The sequence below is a fragment of the Bradyrhizobium macuxiense genome, from assembly GCF_001542415.1.
GTDB lineage: Bacteria > Pseudomonadota > Alphaproteobacteria > Rhizobiales > Xanthobacteraceae > Bradyrhizobium > Bradyrhizobium macuxiense.
Map to the genome: position 1 here is coordinate 165,303 of NZ_LNCU01000107.1, position 17,512 is coordinate 182,814.

The 17,512-nt window shown below is 56.9% G+C and carries 13 protein-coding genes and 1 pseudogene; 12 read left to right on the forward strand and 2 right to left on the reverse strand.

From position 1 onward, the window contains the following. Positions 1–1,077 precede the first annotated feature (1,077 nt). The 6 genes from AS156_RS32890 to AS156_RS32915 all read left to right on the forward strand — a co-directional run bounded on the left by AS156_RS32890 (position 1,078) and on the right by AS156_RS32915 (position 8,913). Positions 1,078–1,524 (forward strand): amidohydrolase family protein, encoded by a 447-nt coding sequence (locus AS156_RS32890; RefSeq protein WP_245313184.1) that lies wholly within the window; start codon positions 1,078–1,080, stop codon positions 1,522–1,524. A gap of 974 nt (positions 1,525–2,498) precedes the next feature. Continuing rightward, positions 2,499–3,248, forward strand: coding sequence for an SDR family NAD(P)-dependent oxidoreductase (locus tag AS156_RS32895; RefSeq protein WP_066513523.1), 750 nt, complete (start codon positions 2,499–2,501; stop codon positions 3,246–3,248). Between the two features lie 96 nt (positions 3,249–3,344). Beyond that, positions 3,345–4,124 carry an electron transfer flavoprotein subunit beta/FixA family protein gene (locus AS156_RS32900; protein WP_066513524.1) on the forward strand — a complete coding sequence of 260 codons (780 nt, stop codon included), beginning with the start codon at positions 3,345–3,347 and terminating at the stop codon, positions 4,122–4,124. A 1-nt stretch (position 4,125) separates the two neighbouring features. Beyond that, entirely contained in the window at positions 4,126–5,103 is a 978-nt protein-coding gene (locus tag AS156_RS32905) for an electron transfer flavoprotein subunit alpha/FixB family protein (protein ID WP_066513525.1), read from the forward strand. A 28-nt stretch (positions 5,104–5,131) separates the two neighbouring features. Then, complete coding sequence (locus AS156_RS32910) at positions 5,132–6,745, forward strand: phytoene desaturase family protein (RefSeq protein ID WP_066513526.1); 1,614 nt, start codon at positions 5,132–5,134, stop codon at positions 6,743–6,745. A 77-nt stretch (positions 6,746–6,822) separates the two neighbouring features. Then, the gene (locus tag AS156_RS32915; RefSeq protein ID WP_066513527.1) at positions 6,823–8,913 is read left to right on the forward strand and encodes a heterodisulfide reductase-related iron-sulfur binding cluster; all 2,091 of its coding nucleotides are present in this window, start codon (positions 6,823–6,825) and stop codon (positions 8,911–8,913) included. 173 nt (positions 8,914–9,086) lie between these two features. Here the strand turns inward: AS156_RS32915 and AS156_RS32920 are convergent, their stop codons facing one another. Further along, positions 9,087–9,272: a hypothetical protein gene (locus AS156_RS32920; RefSeq protein WP_066513528.1), complete on the reverse strand. Its 186-nt coding sequence runs from the start codon at positions 9,270–9,272 to the stop codon at positions 9,087–9,089. A gap of 339 nt (positions 9,273–9,611) precedes the next feature. After that, positions 9,612–10,433, reverse strand: a complete 822-nt coding sequence (locus AS156_RS32925; protein WP_160331181.1) for a helix-turn-helix transcriptional regulator — start codon at positions 10,431–10,433, stop codon at positions 9,612–9,614. A 922-nt stretch (positions 10,434–11,355) separates the two neighbouring features. On the opposite strand from AS156_RS32925, the gene AS156_RS32930 reads away from it, so the two are divergent. The 6 genes and pseudogenes from AS156_RS32930 (at position 11,356) to AS156_RS32955 (ending at position 17,451) form a co-directional block, all read left to right on the forward strand. Further along, on the forward strand, positions 11,356–12,270 hold the full coding sequence (locus tag AS156_RS32930; RefSeq protein ID WP_066513530.1) for a LysR family transcriptional regulator: 915 nt from the start codon (positions 11,356–11,358) through the stop codon (positions 12,268–12,270). A 551-nt stretch (positions 12,271–12,821) separates the two neighbouring features. After that, positions 12,822–13,634, forward strand: a complete 813-nt coding sequence (locus AS156_RS32940; RefSeq protein WP_066513532.1) for an aspartate/glutamate racemase family protein — start codon at positions 12,822–12,824, stop codon at positions 13,632–13,634. 164 nt (positions 13,635–13,798) lie between these two features. Continuing rightward, a complete protein-coding gene (locus AS156_RS32945; RefSeq protein ID WP_066513533.1) occupies positions 13,799–14,512 on the forward strand; it encodes an ABC transporter ATP-binding protein in 714 nt (237 codons plus the stop codon). A 12-nt stretch (positions 14,513–14,524) separates the two neighbouring features. Then, positions 14,525–14,741: pseudogene (locus tag AS156_RS45835) on the forward strand (branched-chain amino acid ABC transporter permease); the annotation flags it as partial. 95 nt (positions 14,742–14,836) lie between these two features. Beyond that, positions 14,837–16,060: an ABC transporter substrate-binding protein gene (locus AS156_RS32950; RefSeq protein WP_066513534.1), complete on the forward strand. Its 1,224-nt coding sequence runs from the start codon at positions 14,837–14,839 to the stop codon at positions 16,058–16,060. A 173-nt stretch (positions 16,061–16,233) separates the two neighbouring features. Continuing rightward, positions 16,234–17,451, forward strand: a complete 1,218-nt coding sequence (locus AS156_RS32955) for an FAD-dependent oxidoreductase (protein WP_066513610.1) — start codon at positions 16,234–16,236, stop codon at positions 17,449–17,451. The last annotated feature ends 61 nt before the right edge of the window (positions 17,452–17,512 follow it).

A 17,512-nucleotide genomic window follows, 5' to 3' on the forward strand; every position in this document is an offset into this window, starting at 1 on the left:
GCCGAGTATCGACTCTAACCAACGGTTGGCGTGAAGCGCGCGCAGGAGAGCCTTAAGACATGGGCCGGAGCATCTGGACGGTCCGATACGTGATGAGGTCCTATGCCCCGTAAGAGGTGGAGTGTTTAGTTACGCGGCTGCGTTAATGCAGACCCTCGATCCCCAAGAGTCGGCAGCTCCCCAACGAGCCACTTGGTCCGACTTGGGTAGGTAGAGTGAGTTGCGATTCGCCAATAGGTTTTCGGCAATGGCCGTGCATTTTGCTTTCAATTTCTGAGAATAGACGGAGTGAGCGCCCGAAGACCTTGCCGCCAAGACTTGCCGAAGGAGATGATAATTCGTTTCCGGCTAAATCCATGCCCTGGAGCCGAGGATCTTTTTCCTCAAATATCCTCAAGTGTTTCGTCCTCGCTGTCCGTTTGAAGGATGGTTTGGGAAAGGAGCACGGCGGCTCTTTGAAGTGGAGGAATGAAGTAATCAAGCTCCGCAAAGCTGACTCGTGCCATACGTTTCGCGGCGTTTATGGTGAGGACGACCTGACTATCGAGAGCCTGCCCCGCATCGCCGAGAAATACCGTGAAACCATTCAGCCTGGCTTTTATGCACGCATTTTCGACCTAGCAAACATCAAGGGTTGTCATGTCAATTCGCTACAGCGCATCTTTATGGAGACCGAACAGCCAGAGTTACTCGATCACGACATAAGCATCCTTCAATTGTGCCGGTGTAGTGCCGCCGACTTTGCGTGGGTGGAGGCAGAGACAGGCAGACGCCCGACCACGCTCGATGAGTGGCTCGACGTCATCGACTTCTATTTCGCAACATACGGCGCCAAAGCCGTCGCTGTAAAATCGCAAATTGCCTATTCGCGTGCACTCGATTTCGAGCCGGTCACCAAAGCACATGCGTCAAGGCTATTTCCCCACCATGCCGACCGAGTCGGCGCATTACATGCTCTCGGTCCTGACGACCTCAAGGCGCTGCAAGATTATCTGTTCCGCTATTGCGTGGACGAGGCTGGCGAGTGCGGCCTACCGGTGCAAGCTGCACACAGGCGTTTTGGCTGGCTACGGCGTGATGCAGCTCGGTCGTACCCGCAGCAATGCCGCAGACGTCTGCCGTCTATTGCAGGAATTTCCAGAAACCCGATTCGTTCTAATGCACATCGGCTATCCATACGAGCACGAGTTTATCGCTTTGGCCAAACACTACCCTAACGCCGCGATCGACATGTGCTGGGCATGGATTATCAATCCTGTGGCGGGCGTTCGCTTTCTGAAGGAATTTCTGATGGCAGTTCCGTCCAACAAGATCTTCACCTTCGGCGGCGACTATGTCGCTGTCGAGCCAATTTATGGCCACGCGTTCGTAGCGCGCCGTGGAATCGCACAGGCGCTCTCGCAGTTGGTCGCTGAGGGCTGGATCGCTCTTGAGAATACCCATGACCTTATTGACCAAATCATGCGCGGCAACGCACTTCAGTTTTTTCGGAAAGGGCATCGAGCGGACACGACACATTCGTGAACGTGGACCTACCGCCTTGAGAGCTTGTCGACATCCATGACCGTCACTCCTTTGCCCAGTTGCCGCCCGGACTGCGAGTTAAGCTGACCCCCGGGTGGATAACAGGGTTTATGGAAACAAGCCGTGTACGCTCTATTACAAGTGTCTTCGGGCCGGATGTGTCTAGCCATGTAACTGACCTCCGCTACCACCTTCCTCGCACTCCCGTCGACTTGGCATCCGCTTTTGGCCGAGCGCGCTGTTTAGCTGGCCTGCGATCTCCACAGTCACGGCAGTTGCCGGCGCGCGATCTCGAAAATCAGTGACGGTCTCGATCCCGGATTGCTTCCTCCAGCGCTCACACCTCCCAAGAGCGTTTGCCGCAGCAAATGTTCGTCACGGCTTTTAGGTTTCCGGCAGGGTAACGGCCTTCGGAGCGGGAGGTTCGTTTTGCAGCGCTCTAGAAATATGTTCGTCGCGTGACAGCTGATGGTGACGAGCGTGAGCCAAGTACAGCTGGATCGCCGGAGATCACTTGGGGAGGCTTATGGCTGACGGATCGGCGAGTGACATTAGCGGCGTTAGGCTAGCGAGTGGCCGCCGCGCTCAAGGGTGAGCCGAATCTGCGGATTCGCAGGATCCGGTGCGAACTGACATGCAAGGACGGCCGATAGGCCATCTCCGTAACCGCTCCGAACATGTCAAAGCCAATATCGCGCGACTAACGGAGTTCATCGGATAGCGGCTCAGAAAGTCCCGAAACTATTTTGCGAAATGCACGCCAACCCTTGGCAAATCGGTCCGTTTGCCACGCGCCGGCGGCTCTCTGCGGAGACTAGGAGTGCGGTATTCTAGGACAATCTGCTTACTTGATGAACGCAGGTAACGCGCATACTGGCGTCACATTGTCGATTGTACCAGCCAGATGCGGGGAAACCGGCTGGCGAGATCGTCGCGCTCGGGCGGCATAGACGATCAGCAGTAAGGGGGAAACTATGAGGCTCCGCGGTAGATGTGCACTGGTCACGGGTGCAAATGCAGGGATCGGCAAAGCTATTGCCATGCGACTGGCTGCCGAAGGCGCTGACGTCGCGTTAGTCGATATCTCCGACTCTGACGTCACAGCGGCTGAAGTCGCAGCCAGCGGCTCCAGGACACTTGCTATCCGTGCCGACGTCTCGTCTGAAACTGACGTGCAATCGGCCGTCGAGCAGGCGCTTTCTGCTTTCGGTCGCATTGACATTCTAGTGAATAATGCGGCGATGACCGCACCACCACGCCCCTTCGACCAGATCGGTCCAGCGGAATGGCGTCGCATGATGGATGTCAATACCCTCGGCCCGTATATGCTGAGCCGCGCCACCGTACCCCCAATGCGCACACTCAAGCGCGGCCGCATCATCAACATCGTTTCGGCTACCTTCCATCAGGGCGTACCGTTTCTCTTGCACTATGTCTCAAGCAAGGGCGCGATGATCGGCTTCACGCGAGCACTGGCGCGAGAGCTCGGCAATGACAACATTACCGTCAATGCCATTGCGCCAGGCTTCACCCTGACAGAGCGGATCGCCAGGCAGACTGAGAGGGTGGAGGCTTTCCGGCGCGACAACATGAGAGCGTTGTCCATCAAGCGCGATGAAGTGCCGGAAGATATAGCTGGTGCGGCGAGCTTCCTCGCCAGCGATGACTCGTCTTTTATCACCGGCCAAACGATCATCATCGATGGTGGCTGGGCGATGATCTGAGCACCGAGGTCGCGCCGGTCAGCTTTGGAGCGCTCGTTCCGTAGGCGGATTGGTAGCCGATCTTCTCGAACTTTCTGCGCACCGATTGGAGTGGTCATGAAAATCATCACTTTCGTTAAACATGTGCCGTCGTCTGGCGCGACGCCGCGAATCGCAGTTACGAAAAGAGGCATCGAGGAAGAGGGCCTTGCCTACGAGGCCAATGAGACGGATCTCTACGCGATCGAAGAAGCCCTTTACCAACGCTTCGTTCACCAGGGCACCGTAACAGCCGTCACGATCGGACCGCGGCGTGCTCAAGCAGCGCTGCATGTCGCTTACGCCAAGGGCGTAGACCATGGAATCCACGTGCTCACTGAGGGATCCCACGGGACAGATACAGCCCTCAACGTGGCGGCCGCAGCGGAGGTCGTGAAGAAGCAGGGTTTCGATTTGATATTTACCGGCATTCAGGCGGATGATGATTTGCAGGGGCTGTTTGGGATCGCTCTAGCTGAACATCTCGGCATTCCCGTCATCTCAGCCGTAACGCAGGTTAACGTGAGCGCCGACAAGAAGACGGCCGTCGTCACACGTGAGCTTGGCGGTGGCTATAAAGAAGAATTTGAAGTCGACCTGCCCTGCTTGTGCACTGTGCAGTTCGGTATCCGGCCGGTGCGCTACTCGTCAATCATGGCGATCGTAAAAGCGCGTTCGCGGAAGATTGAATCCATGTCTCTCGAAGCAATGAAAATTGCGTCTCGGCAGGCAAGTCGTATGAGCATCGCCGAACTGTCGTATCCCGAGAATAGCGGACAATGCCAAATGCTCGACGGGGCGCCCGCCGAAGCCGTGCGAACTCTTGTCGCAAACCTCGTTGAGAAGGGGGTCATCTGAAATGGGTTCGATCGATGTCGTTGTCTATTGCGAAGCGGGCGCTGGACAGACGGAGGCGTCGAACGCCTCGCTGATCACCGCCGGGGCGAAGCTAGCCGCGAACCAGGGGGGACGTGTTGTGTGCCTGCTCGTCGGGAATGATATCGCCGAGGTAGCTGGCGAACTTGGACAGTATGTCGATGAGGTGCGAGTTGCGGACGCGCCGCGCCATGCTGACTACGATCCGCTTACGGTCCTAGGCGCCCTACAGAAGCTCGTAGTGGAGATCGACCCCTGTGCAGTCTTATTCGGCCACACTCATATCGGTATGGATCTAGCCGCTCGGCTGAGCGCCAAGCTAGGCACAAGCCTGATCAGCAATTGCTTTGATGTTCAGTGCGAAGCTGGGGCGACTCACTTTTTACGCCCAATGTACCGCGGTCGAGTCAACGCGAAGGTCGCCGTCGAAGGTGGAATAATCGTCGCGACAATTCAGCAGAGCGGTGCTCGGCAGCCCGATCTAAAGGGGGGCGGGCAGGTGATCGCTATTGAGGTCGAGTACGCCGAAGATCGCCGGATCCGGCCACTCAAAACAATCGCACCCACTCGTTCGGGGGTTGACATCGCGAAGGCGGATATTGTCGTGGCCGGCGGCCGCGGCGTGGGCGAAAAGGAGAATTTCGCGCTCGTCGAAGCATTGGCAGCGGCGGTTGGGGGCGTGTCGGCTTGCTCGCGTCCCCTGGTAGACATCGGATGGTTCACCTCGAGTTCGCAAGTCGGTCTTTCAGGAACCACAGTGAAGCCGAAGCTCTACATTGCTTGCGGGATCTCCGGTGCGGTGGAACATGTTCACGGTATGAAGGAATCGGGAACAATCGTCGCGATCAACAAAGATCCCGATGCACCGATCTTCAGAATAGCCGACATTGGCATTGTTGGAGACCTACTTGAACTCCTGCCGCTCATTACAACGGAAGTAAAATCGACGCGAACCGCGTAGACGCGCACGCAACATCAGGAGAAATAAAATGAGCAACACGCGGTTCGACGGTATCATCATCGGTGGCGGCCACAACGGCCTTATCACAGCTGCCTACCTCGCAAAGGCTGGCGTTAAAGTCGCCGTATTCGAATCCAAGCTAACGGTCGGCGGGGGCTTCGCGACCGAGGAACTGTCAGTTCCGGGCTTCAAGCACAACACGCACGCCATCTACACCAAGTTGCACGAGAGCCCGATTCATTACGATCTGCAGCTCGACCGTTATGGCGTCTCTTACATCTACCCGCAGGCTCGGCACATCATCGTCAAGCATGACAGTTACTTCGTCCAACACCAGGATCTGGAAGCGACGATCGAGTCAATTAGCAGGTTCTCGAAAAAGGATGCGGCGGCGTATCGCAAGCTCGCTTATCAGTGGAAGGACTGGCTGCTCGATTTCGGCCTGCCCGAACTCTACTCGGCGCCGAAGCCGCCAGACCAGTGGGAAGACGACTTGAAGAAAATGCCGAGCGGCGCCGAATATGTCCGGCTCGTGAAGGATTACAGCCCGCTTGAGTTCGCGATGGAAACGTTCGAGACGGCGCTGTGCCGCGACCTATTTCTGCGCTCGACGATCATGTCCGAATACGAAATCACGACTAAGGGCATTCCGCCCTTTGTTTTCTGCAACGTCGCCTGCTGGCTGGCAGGGAAGACAGCGATCGTAAGGGGGGGCACCCGCGTCGCCGCGGAGGGGATCGCGCGGGTCGTTCAGGAAAACGGCGGCCAGATCTTCACTGGCGCGCCAGTGCAGCGGATCATCGTCGAAAACGGCACGGCGAAGGGCATCGTACTCAACGACGGCCGGGAATTCCGTGCCGATCATTTCGTCGCGTCCTCGATCGATCCGATCCACACGTTCCTGTACATGGTCGGTGACGATAAGCTTCCTGTCGAAGTGCAGCAAAAGGTCGCCGGCCTTCAATTCAGCGAACTTGCACTGTTCCGTGTCTTCCTGTCGTTGAAGGAGCGCCCGAAGTTCAAGATCGCCGAGCGCGATCCGATGATTAATGATGGGCTCCGCTACGGGATCGGGTTTGAGCGCGATGAAGATACTCCGCGGATGGGCGAGCAGGTGCGCGCCGGGAGAATTCCCGACATCACCGGTCTAGCCGCCGGTATCTTCTCCACGCATGATCCGTCGCAGGCCCCTCCCGGTGGTTGCACTGCTTCCCTCAGCCTGCTCGCGCCGTTTGAGCTCGCCGATGGAGGCGCGGCGCGTTGGGTGGACGTGGCGAACGATTTGGCGGACAAAATGATGGATAAGTTCCGGGAATACGCGCCGAACATGACCGATGACAACGTGCTGGGCCGCTTCGCTTACACGCCGGTGGACATCGAAACCTATCTGCCGAGCATGATTCAGGGCGACATCTGCCATGGCAAGATCACGCCCGAACAGCTCGGCTTCAACCGGCCGTTCGCCGGCATGTCGAAGTACCGGACGATCATCGACAAACTGTACCTGTGCGGCGCATCTGCTCATCCCGGCGGCTTCGCCATTGGCGCGCCCGGCTACAACGCGGCTAACGCGATCGCCGACGATTTGGGCTACATGAAGTGGTGGCCGGCATTCGAGCCGCGGAAGGTCGTCTATATCTGACCGCCGCGACCGGCGAACCGCGGCGCGCCAACGACAGCAGCATATCGCGCGATGATAATTAAGAAGGTGAGGAACCAGTGGAATATTCGATCGTCCCAGCGCGGGAGATCTTCCGGCACTTCTCCGTCCTTTCGATCGGGATCTTCTACCTGACCGCTTTGATTAGTGTCGGGATCTTCGCGTATGGGGTCTGGCTACGCGTCGCAAAATATCGCGGGGGCCGGGCGGTTGCACAACATGGGTTGACTTGGGCCCGAGTCCGCGAGACTGCCCTGGTTGTGTTGAGCCATTCCAAGCTGAGGAAGCGAAATGCCTTGGCGGGGTGGGCCCACGTCCTGATCTTTTTCGGCTTTCTCACTCTCTTAGCCGGCACAATAACGATTTGGATCGATCACGACGTATTGGGGCTATTCGGCATCCATTTCTGGAAAGGCGTGTTCTATCTGTGGTTCTCAGCCACGCTGGACTTGATGGGCCTAGCACTCCTGGTCGGGCTTGCAATCATGGCGGCTCGACGCTGGAGCACCCAGCCCCAGTTTGACTATTCGCGCGCGGACCGAAAGGCCGGTACCTACAGTCGTCTCGGTTACGTCCGGGACGATACCATTTTCTTGGCGATACTCTTTCTCATCGGTGCAACCGGCTTCGTTACAGAGGCACTCCGTATCCTGGCCGACAGGCCGGACTTCGAAGTATGGTCGTTCGTTGGCTGGCAACTAGCCAACGGGCTGAGCGCGGTTGGTCTTTCGCGCGCGGACGCAAACCAGCTCCACTTCTATTGTTGGTGGCTGCACGCCATCCTGGTCTTTACGTTCATCGCTTACATCCCATATTCCAAGGCCATCCACATCCTTGTCGACTCGGCCAACCTGCTTGTCCGCGATCCCGTGGCTGGTAAGCGATTGCCCGCGATCTCTGAGGACGTAGCTGGGCTAGGCTATCAAAGGTTGGAGGACCTCACATGGAAGGACCGGCTGAACCTTGATGCTTGCACCAAGTGTGGGCGTTGTCACGTTGCGTGCCCTGCGCGCGCAGGTGGCTGGCAGCTTTCACCTCGCGATGTGATCCTCGATCTTAGGGAGCAGGCTGAAGCGAAGCTGGGCGGCGGGAGTCTGTTACATGAGACGAGTCTAGCTCACGACGGCAGTGCCGGCGGTGGTCTCATCAAGCCAGAGGTCCTCTGGGCTTGCACGACGTGCATGGCGTGTATGGAGGCCTGTCCGGTGGGGATCGAACATGTTCCGCTGATAGTTCAGATGCGGCGAAATCTAGTCGAACAGGGGGTTATGGAGCCCAATCTTCAGAAAACGTTAGAGAAGATTGGAAGCTCCGGCAACTCGTTCGGTGAAGCAGCGCAGAACAGAGCGAAATGGACTCAAGCTCTTCCTTTCAGGATCAAGGACGCCCGAAAAGAGCCGGTAGAGTATCTCTGGTTCGTCGGCGACTACGCGTCGTTCGATCCTGGTTTGCAGGAAATCACACGCAGCGTCGCGCGAATCCTGCATAGAACGGGCGTCGATTTCGGTATTCTTTATGAAGCAGAGCAGAATTCCGGCAATGACGTTCGCAGGGTTGGAGAGGAGGGTCTCTTCCAGATGCTGATCGAGAATAACCTGGCCGCGCTCGGCCAGGCTCGGTTCAAAGAGATCATCACGACGGATCCGCACACCTACAATACCCTCAAGTTCGAATATCCGGAATTTGGCGGTGAATATCGCGTGCGTCATTATACGGAGCTTCTTGCCGAACTTATTGAGAGCGGTCGTATCCCGATCTCGCATCCTCTGGACGCCATTGCGACATATCATGATCCGTGCAATCTCTCGCGTTACACTGAAGTGACGGATGCCCCACGAGCGATCATGCAGGCGATCGGGATCAAATTGATCGAGATGCCTCGTAATCGCTCGAACAGCTTTTGTTGCGGCGCCGGCGGAGGACGGATCTGGATGGCAAGTCCCGGCTCGGAGGAGCGTCCAAGTCATCAGAGAATGAGAGAGGCATTAGAACTTCCCGATGTGAAGTATTTTGTTGTCGCCTGTCCGAAGGACGTTGTCATGTTTCGAGAAGCTGCAGCTGCGGTCCAAGGTGCAGGGCATATCCAAGTGAAAGAAATGATCGAACTAGTTGAGATGGCGATCAGTGAGACAGTTCCCGCCCTCAGTTAGCGCCGCCGTGAGCGTAGTGGCACCAAGTGGACCGCGACGGCGGGACTTGCAAAGGAGAAACGCTTGACCAAGCCCTCGTCAAGATGGATCGTGCGAAGCAGCGCAGAACTCAAACTTCGGTGCCTAGTCAACCAACCTAGGTGGGCGGCAACTACTGCCCTTGCCTCAAAAGTTCAAAGCTTATCCAACGCGTGGGTCGTCTGGTCGCCAGTCGAGTACCGCATCTCCTGAGTGTCGTTTTTTGCCAACAGTGCCTCGACCATTTCGACGGCGCGGTGCCGGTCGGCGGGATTTCGCAACGAACGAAACGCCCTCAAGAGGCGAAAGGTCTGGGCAACTTCCTCGGAGCGGCTCTTCATTGGAGGGTGGCTCCCGACATTAAGGTCCGGTTCAAAAGATCTGATCCTGTTTAAAGCAAAGAGATGGCGCGGCTCGTGTGGTACAGTTCAGGACGACCGCGGACGCTCGATGTTGGCTCCCATATAGCCTGTTCGTTCCGGCGCCGCCACCGGGGCGCCACGCTTGGTGAAGATGGGTACCTGCTGCTTCGCCCTGCTGCTACGATATTCTTACATCCGGCCTGCGGAGGCTGCCGCAAGCATCCAACATACGGACCAGCATGACTGATCGTAGATCACTCCGCTGATCGCTGGATCTGGACCGGTCCGGTCACCCTCAGAGTCCATCACAAATCAGGTCTACTTGCAGAGCGCTATGATTGTCTTCATAGAAGCGGCCCCGGCGGGCAGGTACACAACAACGCTTTGTCGCAGCTCGCCTTCTGGATGCATCGTAACCCTATCGAGGCTTATGCGTCCTCCGACTGGATGCTGTAATTCTAAGGGATAAGTAAGCTTCTCTTTTGTGCTATACTGAGTCCACCACTTCGAAAACTCCGGACTCTTTGCCTCCAATTCCCGTACCAGCTCCACAGAACCTTCGTCCTCAGGATTCCAGCTCCAGTCCGCTCTAAACTTCGCTACGACCTCTTGGGCAATTTCGTCCCAATTCAGTGTGACTTCGCGGAAGCGGGGGTCAGTGAAGAATAGCCTGAGCATATTCGGAAGTTCGGACGTCGAGTTGTGACAGTGATCGAAAACCTTGCTGTGCGCCGCGTTGGAAGCGAGGATATCCCAGCGAAGATTCCTTATATAAGCTGGCTGAAACGGGAAGGAATTGATCAACTCGATGAGGCGCGCGGGAACCGACGTTTCCTCGAAAGACTTAGAGCGCGGCCGGGCAAGTCGGCCAAGATACGTTATCTGATCGACGCTTAAGCGGAAGGCTTGACCAAGTCGATTTACGACCTGTTCCGACGGATGCACATCTCGGCCCTGCTCAAGCCACGCGTACCAGTCCGTGCTCACTCCGATAATTTCGGCTACCTCTTCCCTGCGCAATCCCGGCGTGCGACGGCGGGCGCTACGAGAAAGTCCGATCTCCTCAGGCGATACATGCTCGCGCATGTATCGCAGAAATTCGCCCAACTGCTTTTGCCGTTCACTTAATTCGTTACGCACGGTCGCATCCGAGTCGGCGGACGTCTTCGTGAGATGCCGCATTCTTTGGCAAAATATTCTTCCCTGATTGTTGCGGTAATACAAGAGCCGAATGACAGCTCCCGATAACCGCATATCGTTGCTAGTAGTCGCTAAAGCGACGCGGACGATGGCGTAACATGGTGCACTATCCACTTTGAAGCGTCCCACCTTCGTGGCGCTCTCAAGATCTGGGCCCATCTGTCAAGGACTTGGGAGGAGATCGGTGTCTGACATTGGCCGGTCCGGGCTCAGCTTCAGGTCTGGCCTGCTAGCCCGGCGTTCATCCATAGAAACCACAGATAGTACAATCGTTGAATGTGCATGAGACGCGCCTCAATTATAAGGTATATATTCTTTCATATATGGAAAGGGTGTATTTCGCGGGTATCATTTGTTCTTGGTCATGACGACAGCTAGTCTGAAAGAAGCAAGGGGCTGGAAGAGGGGGCTGTGCTATCGCTCTAGCGCTCGTTCCAGATCGAAAGCAACCTTATCTAGCCCATTGGGCGAAGACTCCGATTCCAGATGGCTGCCTCTCTAGATGAGGAGGCCAATATGGACCAAGCTGACGCAGCAGGACTTGCGCTTCAGTGCCTATGACTGGCGGCGCGGATGTTTGATCAAGCGGCCGGGCTGTACCATAAATGCCTGACCGAGACTGTCTCTCAGCTTGTGGGGCTTGGAGACCATTGAGGCTTTGCAAATGACTTCACCGTCAAGTACCGAGCGAGCCCTGAGTATCCTTCGCCGGCGGCGATCGTCGATCGATTGCGAAGTATCAGTGCCAGCCGGATCAAACGCAGAACCGACAGAAATTGAGTCAGTACGTCAGAAGAGCTTCGAGGTTCGCAACATTGGAAGCAACACCTACACGTTGGCTTCACGCGCCTGGAAAAGTCCTGTGGATCGCCTGACTCAAATGGAGCTGTTTGTTCAGGCTGTAGAGCTTGGAAGCATCACGCGCGCAGCAGAAAAACTTGGTCTATCGGATCCGGTAGCAAGTCGCTGTCTCAGTCAGCTGGAACAGAGGTTAGGAGCTCGGCTACTCGAGAGAACAACTCGTCGACTCTGGCTGACGGAAGCTGGTCGCGCGTACCTTCAACATTGCGTGGAGTTGCTCGCGGGCATCGCGGACGCCGACGCATGTGTCAGCGAGTACAGTGCACAACCTTCTGGCGTACTGTCGCTCACCAGTTCGCCTTCATTTGCGATGATGCATATTGCGCCGGTCGTTCCCGAATTTCGGCGCTCGTATCCCGGCATCTCCGTTCATATTATTACAACTAAGCACCATGAGGATGCAATCGAGTCGGGCGTGGATATCGCCGTGCGCACCCGTCCCGTCGAGCCGGACTCGGGCATCACCGTGCGCAAGCTCGCGCGAGCTCGTTACGTGCCCGTCGCCTCTCCGAAATACCTCGCCGAGTACGGCGCGCCGACGACGCCCAAGGAGTTGGAGCAACACCCCACCCTCATCTATGGCTTCTCACGAGAGTTTCATCCGCACAGCTTTTCGCGGGGGGATACGATCGAGACGGTACGCCTCAGGCCGGCACTGCTGGCCACCGAAGGCCGAGTGCTGTGCGCAGCTGCACTTGAGGGGGGCGGCATCCTGCTTCAACCGATGTATACGATCTATGAGGACGTCAAGGCGGGCCGCCTTGTGCCAGTCCTCGCTGATTGGGAGCTGCCTCCCGTCGTCATCAACATGGCATGCCACACACGCAAGCATCAGCCTGCCAAAATCCGCGTTTTCATGGACTTTCTCCTCGCGCACTTCGCTCGGCTCGACTACGAGCGAAAATGGATGGAGTAGTCGCCGAGCAGGTGGTGGCCGGCTCCCCATGAGATGTTTGGGGATTTAATTGAGCCTCCGCGTTGCGTCTACACGCAGTAATTTTGCGAGTAATGCTCTCTCGTATTCGTCCGATTCAAGAAAGAATGTCTTGCAATTGGAGCCTTTATTGAAGGCGAGTGCACGACTAGAGATGTGCACGTTAGGGAGCAAACAAAAAGGCTAACCATGTCTCTTGTAGACAGCGTCACCGGGCGGAGGGCCGTCTGCCCGTCGGCTTGGGCGGGCTCGTGGAGAGGACACTTTAGTCAGAACTGCGCTGGCATTCCTGACCGCTCGTTGGCGCAAGCCCCCGTAATCACGGGAGACGATTATCTTCTCGCGCAGCCGAGCATCAATAACGAGATGGCCCAGCTCATTCCCAATGCCGAGCTTGAGAGCCTTCCCTGTGGACACAAGTCAATCCTGGAGGCCTCCAAAGAGGTCGTAGAGACGATGCGGGGATGTCTCAAAAGACACTGCGTCAAACAGAGTCTAACGCGCTGACGAGTGGCCGTGTAGCGAGCGATAAGATGCGCATTTGGCACCAGTCCGTCACAGAACTCGAAGCGCTTCCTCACTATGCCGAATCGCTGTCGCGCCGCTTCGCGGCGGTTGCGAGCCCGGGGGTCGAGGTCGTGCTGCATGGAGTACCGATCGGGACTTATGGCTCCTCCTCTCCCGCGCTGGCTCTCGAGTATCCGCGCGAGAGGAGCCGTGTTGCGAATGTTGTGCTTGCGCAGCTCGAACATGCCGAGTCCGAAGGATTCGACGCTGTTATGATCGCTTCGTTTGCCGAGCTCGCGCTGCGCGACGCCCGAGCGACTCTCGATATCCCGGTCACGTCAATGATGGAGAGTTGTCTCCTGGCCGGCTGTTCGGTTGCCCCGCAGATCGGAATCGTGACGATCTCGCCAGCAGGTGTGCGGATGCTGAGAGAGTGTGTGGACCGCCACAAACTGAATGCACGCGTCATAGAGATCGCTAGCCTCGATCCGGCCTTCAATGAATTTGATCTACAGCGCGCCTTTGACGAGCCTGAGAAGGTCAGGGCGGCTTTTGAGATGGCCGCTCGCAGAGCGATCGAGGCCGGGGCGGACATCATTATTCCAGGAGAGGGCGTGTTGAACGAGCTGACCGTGCATTGGGGCATTCGAGAGCTCGATCATGTCGCGGTGATGGATGCGACCGCAGTTACGTTGACGTATACGGAGATGTTGGTACGAGCTTATCAAAGGTCCATGCTGCGTACCGGACGACGATGGGAGTACCGCAAGGTGCCTGGCGATCTCAGGCAGGTGCTCGCCGCTCCTCGGAGGCGGCCATGCCGCTGCGTCGATCATTGAGATATCGTCGGTTTAAGGTGTTCTTGGAGTTCGCAACGATGCCTCCACGCGGCGACGAAGGCTGGGATGATCGGATTGACTAGGCGATGGCCAAACCGATGTGCATCGTTCAACGTTCGCGAGCAGCTCGACGTCATCGAGGCTTATCTCAAGGGCAAGGACCAATGACGATGCTGCTTAACGTCAAGGACCTGCGTGCCTATTACGGCAAGGTGCAGGCGCTCCATGGCCTGTCCTTCTCGCTCAACGAGGGCTCGCTGACGGCGCTGCTCGGCGCCAACGGCGCCGGCAAGACCACGACGCTGCGAGCGATCTGCAACATGGTGCGCTTCACCGGCGCGATCGAGTTCGACGGTAAGCCGCTTGTCGGCCGATCGATTGGGAAGGTCGCGCGCCTGGGAATCGCCCACATCCCACAGGGGCGTGGCGCCTTGATCAACATGACAGTGCAAGAGAATCTCCAGCTCGGGGCCATCACCCGAAAGAACAAATTCCAGATCGGCTCCGACATCGAGCGTATCTACAACTATTTCCCGGTCCTGAAGCGGCGGCACACCCAACAGGCCGGTACGCTCTCCGGCGGCGAGCAGCAGATGCTGACGGTCGCGCGTGCGCTGATGCTGCGGCCGCGCTTGATGTTGTTAGATGAGCCCACTTTCGGCCTTGCCCCGCTGATCGTGCGCGACCTATTTGGGATACTCGGCAAGATCAACCGCGAGGACAAGGTGTCGATCCTGGTTGTCGAGCAGAACGCCCAGCTTGCGCTAGAGCTCGTCGACCAGGTCTATGTGATTGAGACCGGACGCATCGTGATGGCGGGCAACGCCAAGGACATCGCGAAGGACGAAGAAATCCGTAAATCCTGTCCGGGCTCCTGAGGAGCCGGCACGATGGAGCGTTTCACCAACCAAGTCCTGGCTGGGATTGCCACCGGCGCCATCCACGCCTGTAAGGCGCTCGCGGTGGTCATGATCTCTACCACCAGTCGACCATCTCAACTTCGGGCAAGGACGAGATGGTGATGTTTACGACATTTGCTTCCTGGCAGTCGGCACAACGGGCGTGCGCTCCGCGGCCTCCTTCGTCATCACGCTGCCCGTCGCCTTCGGCGAGCGGCATCGTGGCGCAAGGCAGATTGGGATGATCGGCCTAGAGCTGATGCGAAGATTGAGAAACACCTAAAACTAGGAAAGGAAATCAAGATGCTTTCGATGAGGCTACCAATCGCTCTTTTGGTGACATTCGCAGCTTTCACATCCGGCGCAGCTCTGGCCCAAAAGAAATACGACACCGGCGCGACCGACACCGAGATCAAGATCGGCAATCTCATGCCCTATAGCGGACCGGCGTCGCCCTACAGCATAGTGGGCAAGACCGAAGAAGCGTATTTCAAGATGGTCAACGATAATGGTGGCATCAACGGCCGCAAGATCAACTTCATCTCCTATGACGACGCCTACTCGCCGCCGAAGGCCGTCGAGCAGGCTCGCAAGCTCATCGAGAGTGACGAGGTGCTCTTCGTGTTCAGCCCGCTCGGTACGCCGACCAACTCCGCTATTCAAAAGTTCCTAAATGCCAAGAAGGTGCCGCAACTCTTTGTCGCAAGCGGCGCCGCGAAGTGGAATGATCCGAGTAATTTTCCTTGGACCATGGGTTGGCAGCTCGGGTTTCAAACGGAAGCTCAGATCTACGCGAAATGGCTGATGAAGGAAAAGCCGGACGCGAAGATCGCGATCTTCTATCAGAATGATGACTTCGGAAAGGACTACCTAAAGGGCATCAAGGAGGGTCTTGGGGCCAAAGCTGCCTCGATGATCATCATGGAAGAAAGCTACGAGGTGACCGAGCCGTCGATCGACTCTCACATCGTCAAGATCAAAGCGGCCAATCCCGATGTTCTTTTCATATTCGCGACGATTAAGTCTGGTGCTCAAGCTATCAGAAAGACCGCTGAACTCGGCTGGAAGCCGTTGCAGATCGTCAATAACGGCGCATCCTTCGTTGGCAGTGTAATGAAGCCCGCCGGCTTCGAGAATGCCCAAGGAGTTCTGTCGGCTGCTTACAACAAAGAAGGAGCTGATCCTCAGTGGAAGGATGATCCCGGCATGAAGAAATGGTCGTCGTTCGTCGACAAATACATGCCGGGCGCTGACAAAACCGATGGAAGCATTGTCCACGGTTACGGAGTCGCGCAAACACTCGTTAAAGTGCTCGAGATGTGTGGCGACAATCTCACCCGCGCGAACGTCATGAAGCAGGCGGCAAGCCTGAAAGAATTCACGACGGACACGCTTTTACCCGGAATCACAATAAACACTTCGCCGACCGATTTTGCGCCGATCGAGCAGATGCGAATGATGCGCTTCAAAGGCGAGCACTGGGAATTGTTCGGGCCAGTGCGCGGCGCCGAGGCGACTCCAGAGTGATCGATGGAAGAATGTATTCGAGTCCCTGCGGACTGGCCGCGGGGACCAGTCTCGCCGGATCTGCGCAACGAACCCATTCATTCAGCCCTGGAACGTCTGTTCTGTGCTGAAGACATTTTTCGGCAACGGTAAATTCCGTAGAAGGGCCAAGTTCATAAGAGGGGAGCATGATCATGAGCTCTGCAAAAGCCGTCACAATCGTCGGCGCTGGCCCTGTCGGGCTATTAGCGGCTCTTGGATTGGCGAAGTCCGGAATCGCCGTCAACGTATTGGAACGAGCGAAAGGTGTCATATCGTCGCCGCGCGCGATCGCTTATCACTGGTCTTGTCTTGAAGGCTTGTCGGAGTTGGGGCTACTAGAGGAAGCACTTCAAGTCGGATTTTCAAAGCAGGACTATTGCTATATTGAATATCTGACCGGCGACCGTATCGAATACAGCTTGGATGTTTTGGAAGGGCGCACGAAGTTTCCCTATAATCTCCACCTCGGTCAGCATTTGCTCGCAGAGATCGCGCTGCGAAAGCTCGCTGCCTATCCGAACGCGGCTGTTCACTGGGGCGTCAACGTCACTGACATCACACAAGACGCCGAAGGTGTGTCGGTTCAAGCCGTTGGACCTAGCGGAGAACTCGAGTTCCGCAGTGGCTGGCTTGTTGGTGCTGATGGTGCCGGCAGTACGGTTCGAAGTAAGCTGGGCCTGGAGTTCGAGGGTATCACCTGGCCGAAGCGCTTCGTCGCTGCGAATCTCTATCTCGACTTCTCCAAGTATGGCTTTGCTCGATCGACGTTTCTGATCGATTCGACCTTCGGAGCCATCATCGTCAAGCTGGACCGAAATGATCTCTGGCGGTGCACTTACAGCGAGGATGTGAACCTACCAGAGGAAAGCATCCCAGAGCGCATGAGGGAGTTCTTGGGGGTAATTGTCCCCGATGCGAAGGATTACAAGCTGGACGCCTATTCACCTTATCGGATGCATCAGCGTGCGGCCACGAAGTTTCGCGTTGGGCGAGTGCTGCTCGCGGGCGATGCTGCGCATGCCACTAATCCTAGTGGGGGCTACGGCCTCGTTGGTGGGTTGTTCGATGTCTACGCACTCTACAAAGCTCTTGCCGCTGTGGTGCAGGGCCGAGCCGGAGATGAGTTGCTTGACAGGTATGCGGAAGACCGTCGTCGCGTCTTTCTTGAGATCGTCTCACCTGCTGCATCGGAGAACAAGCGCATGATCTTTGATACCAGCGATCCGGCACAGCGTGCTGCCGATATGGCGAAGATTCGACACCTTGCCGCCGATAAGGCGACGTTGCTCGAGCGCTTGATGCTGACGTCCCGGATGAGCTCTGAGCCGCTAGCCCTATCCGCAATGTTGCCGCAGAGCGAGACGATTTGAGTTTCTCCGGCAGATCTAAGTGGCGGCCTCTGGGGCGCGCGATCCGTCCCCTGACGGCGTG

What these genes read in the sequence shown, in the direction of transcription:
- AS156_RS32890 (WP_245313184.1), top strand. Translation starts at nt 1,078, where the DNA reads ATGCAGCTCGGTCGTACCCGCAGCAATGCCGCAGACGTCTGCCGTCTA.
- AS156_RS32905 (WP_066513525.1), top strand. Translation starts at nt 4,126, where the DNA reads ATGGGTTCGATCGATGTCGTTGTCTATTGCGAAGCGGGCGCTGGACAG.
- AS156_RS32950 (WP_066513534.1), top strand. Translation starts at nt 14,837, where the DNA reads ATGCTTTCGATGAGGCTACCAATCGCTCTTTTGGTGACATTCGCAGCT.
- AS156_RS32900 (WP_066513524.1), top strand. Translation starts at nt 3,345, where the DNA reads ATGAAAATCATCACTTTCGTTAAACATGTGCCGTCGTCTGGCGCGACG.
- AS156_RS32910 (WP_066513526.1), top strand. Translation starts at nt 5,132, where the DNA reads ATGAGCAACACGCGGTTCGACGGTATCATCATCGGTGGCGGCCACAAC.
- AS156_RS32945 (WP_066513533.1), top strand. Translation starts at nt 13,799, where the DNA reads ATGACGATGCTGCTTAACGTCAAGGACCTGCGTGCCTATTACGGCAAG.
- AS156_RS32955 (WP_066513610.1), top strand. Translation starts at nt 16,234, where the DNA reads ATGAGCTCTGCAAAAGCCGTCACAATCGTCGGCGCTGGCCCTGTCGGG.
- AS156_RS32895 (WP_066513523.1), top strand. Translation starts at nt 2,499, where the DNA reads ATGAGGCTCCGCGGTAGATGTGCACTGGTCACGGGTGCAAATGCAGGG.
- AS156_RS32940 (WP_066513532.1), top strand. Translation starts at nt 12,822, where the DNA reads ATGCGCATTTGGCACCAGTCCGTCACAGAACTCGAAGCGCTTCCTCAC.
- AS156_RS32920 (WP_066513528.1), bottom strand. Translation starts at nt 9,272, where the DNA reads ATGAAGAGCCGCTCCGAGGAAGTTGCCCAGACCTTTCGCCTCTTGAGG.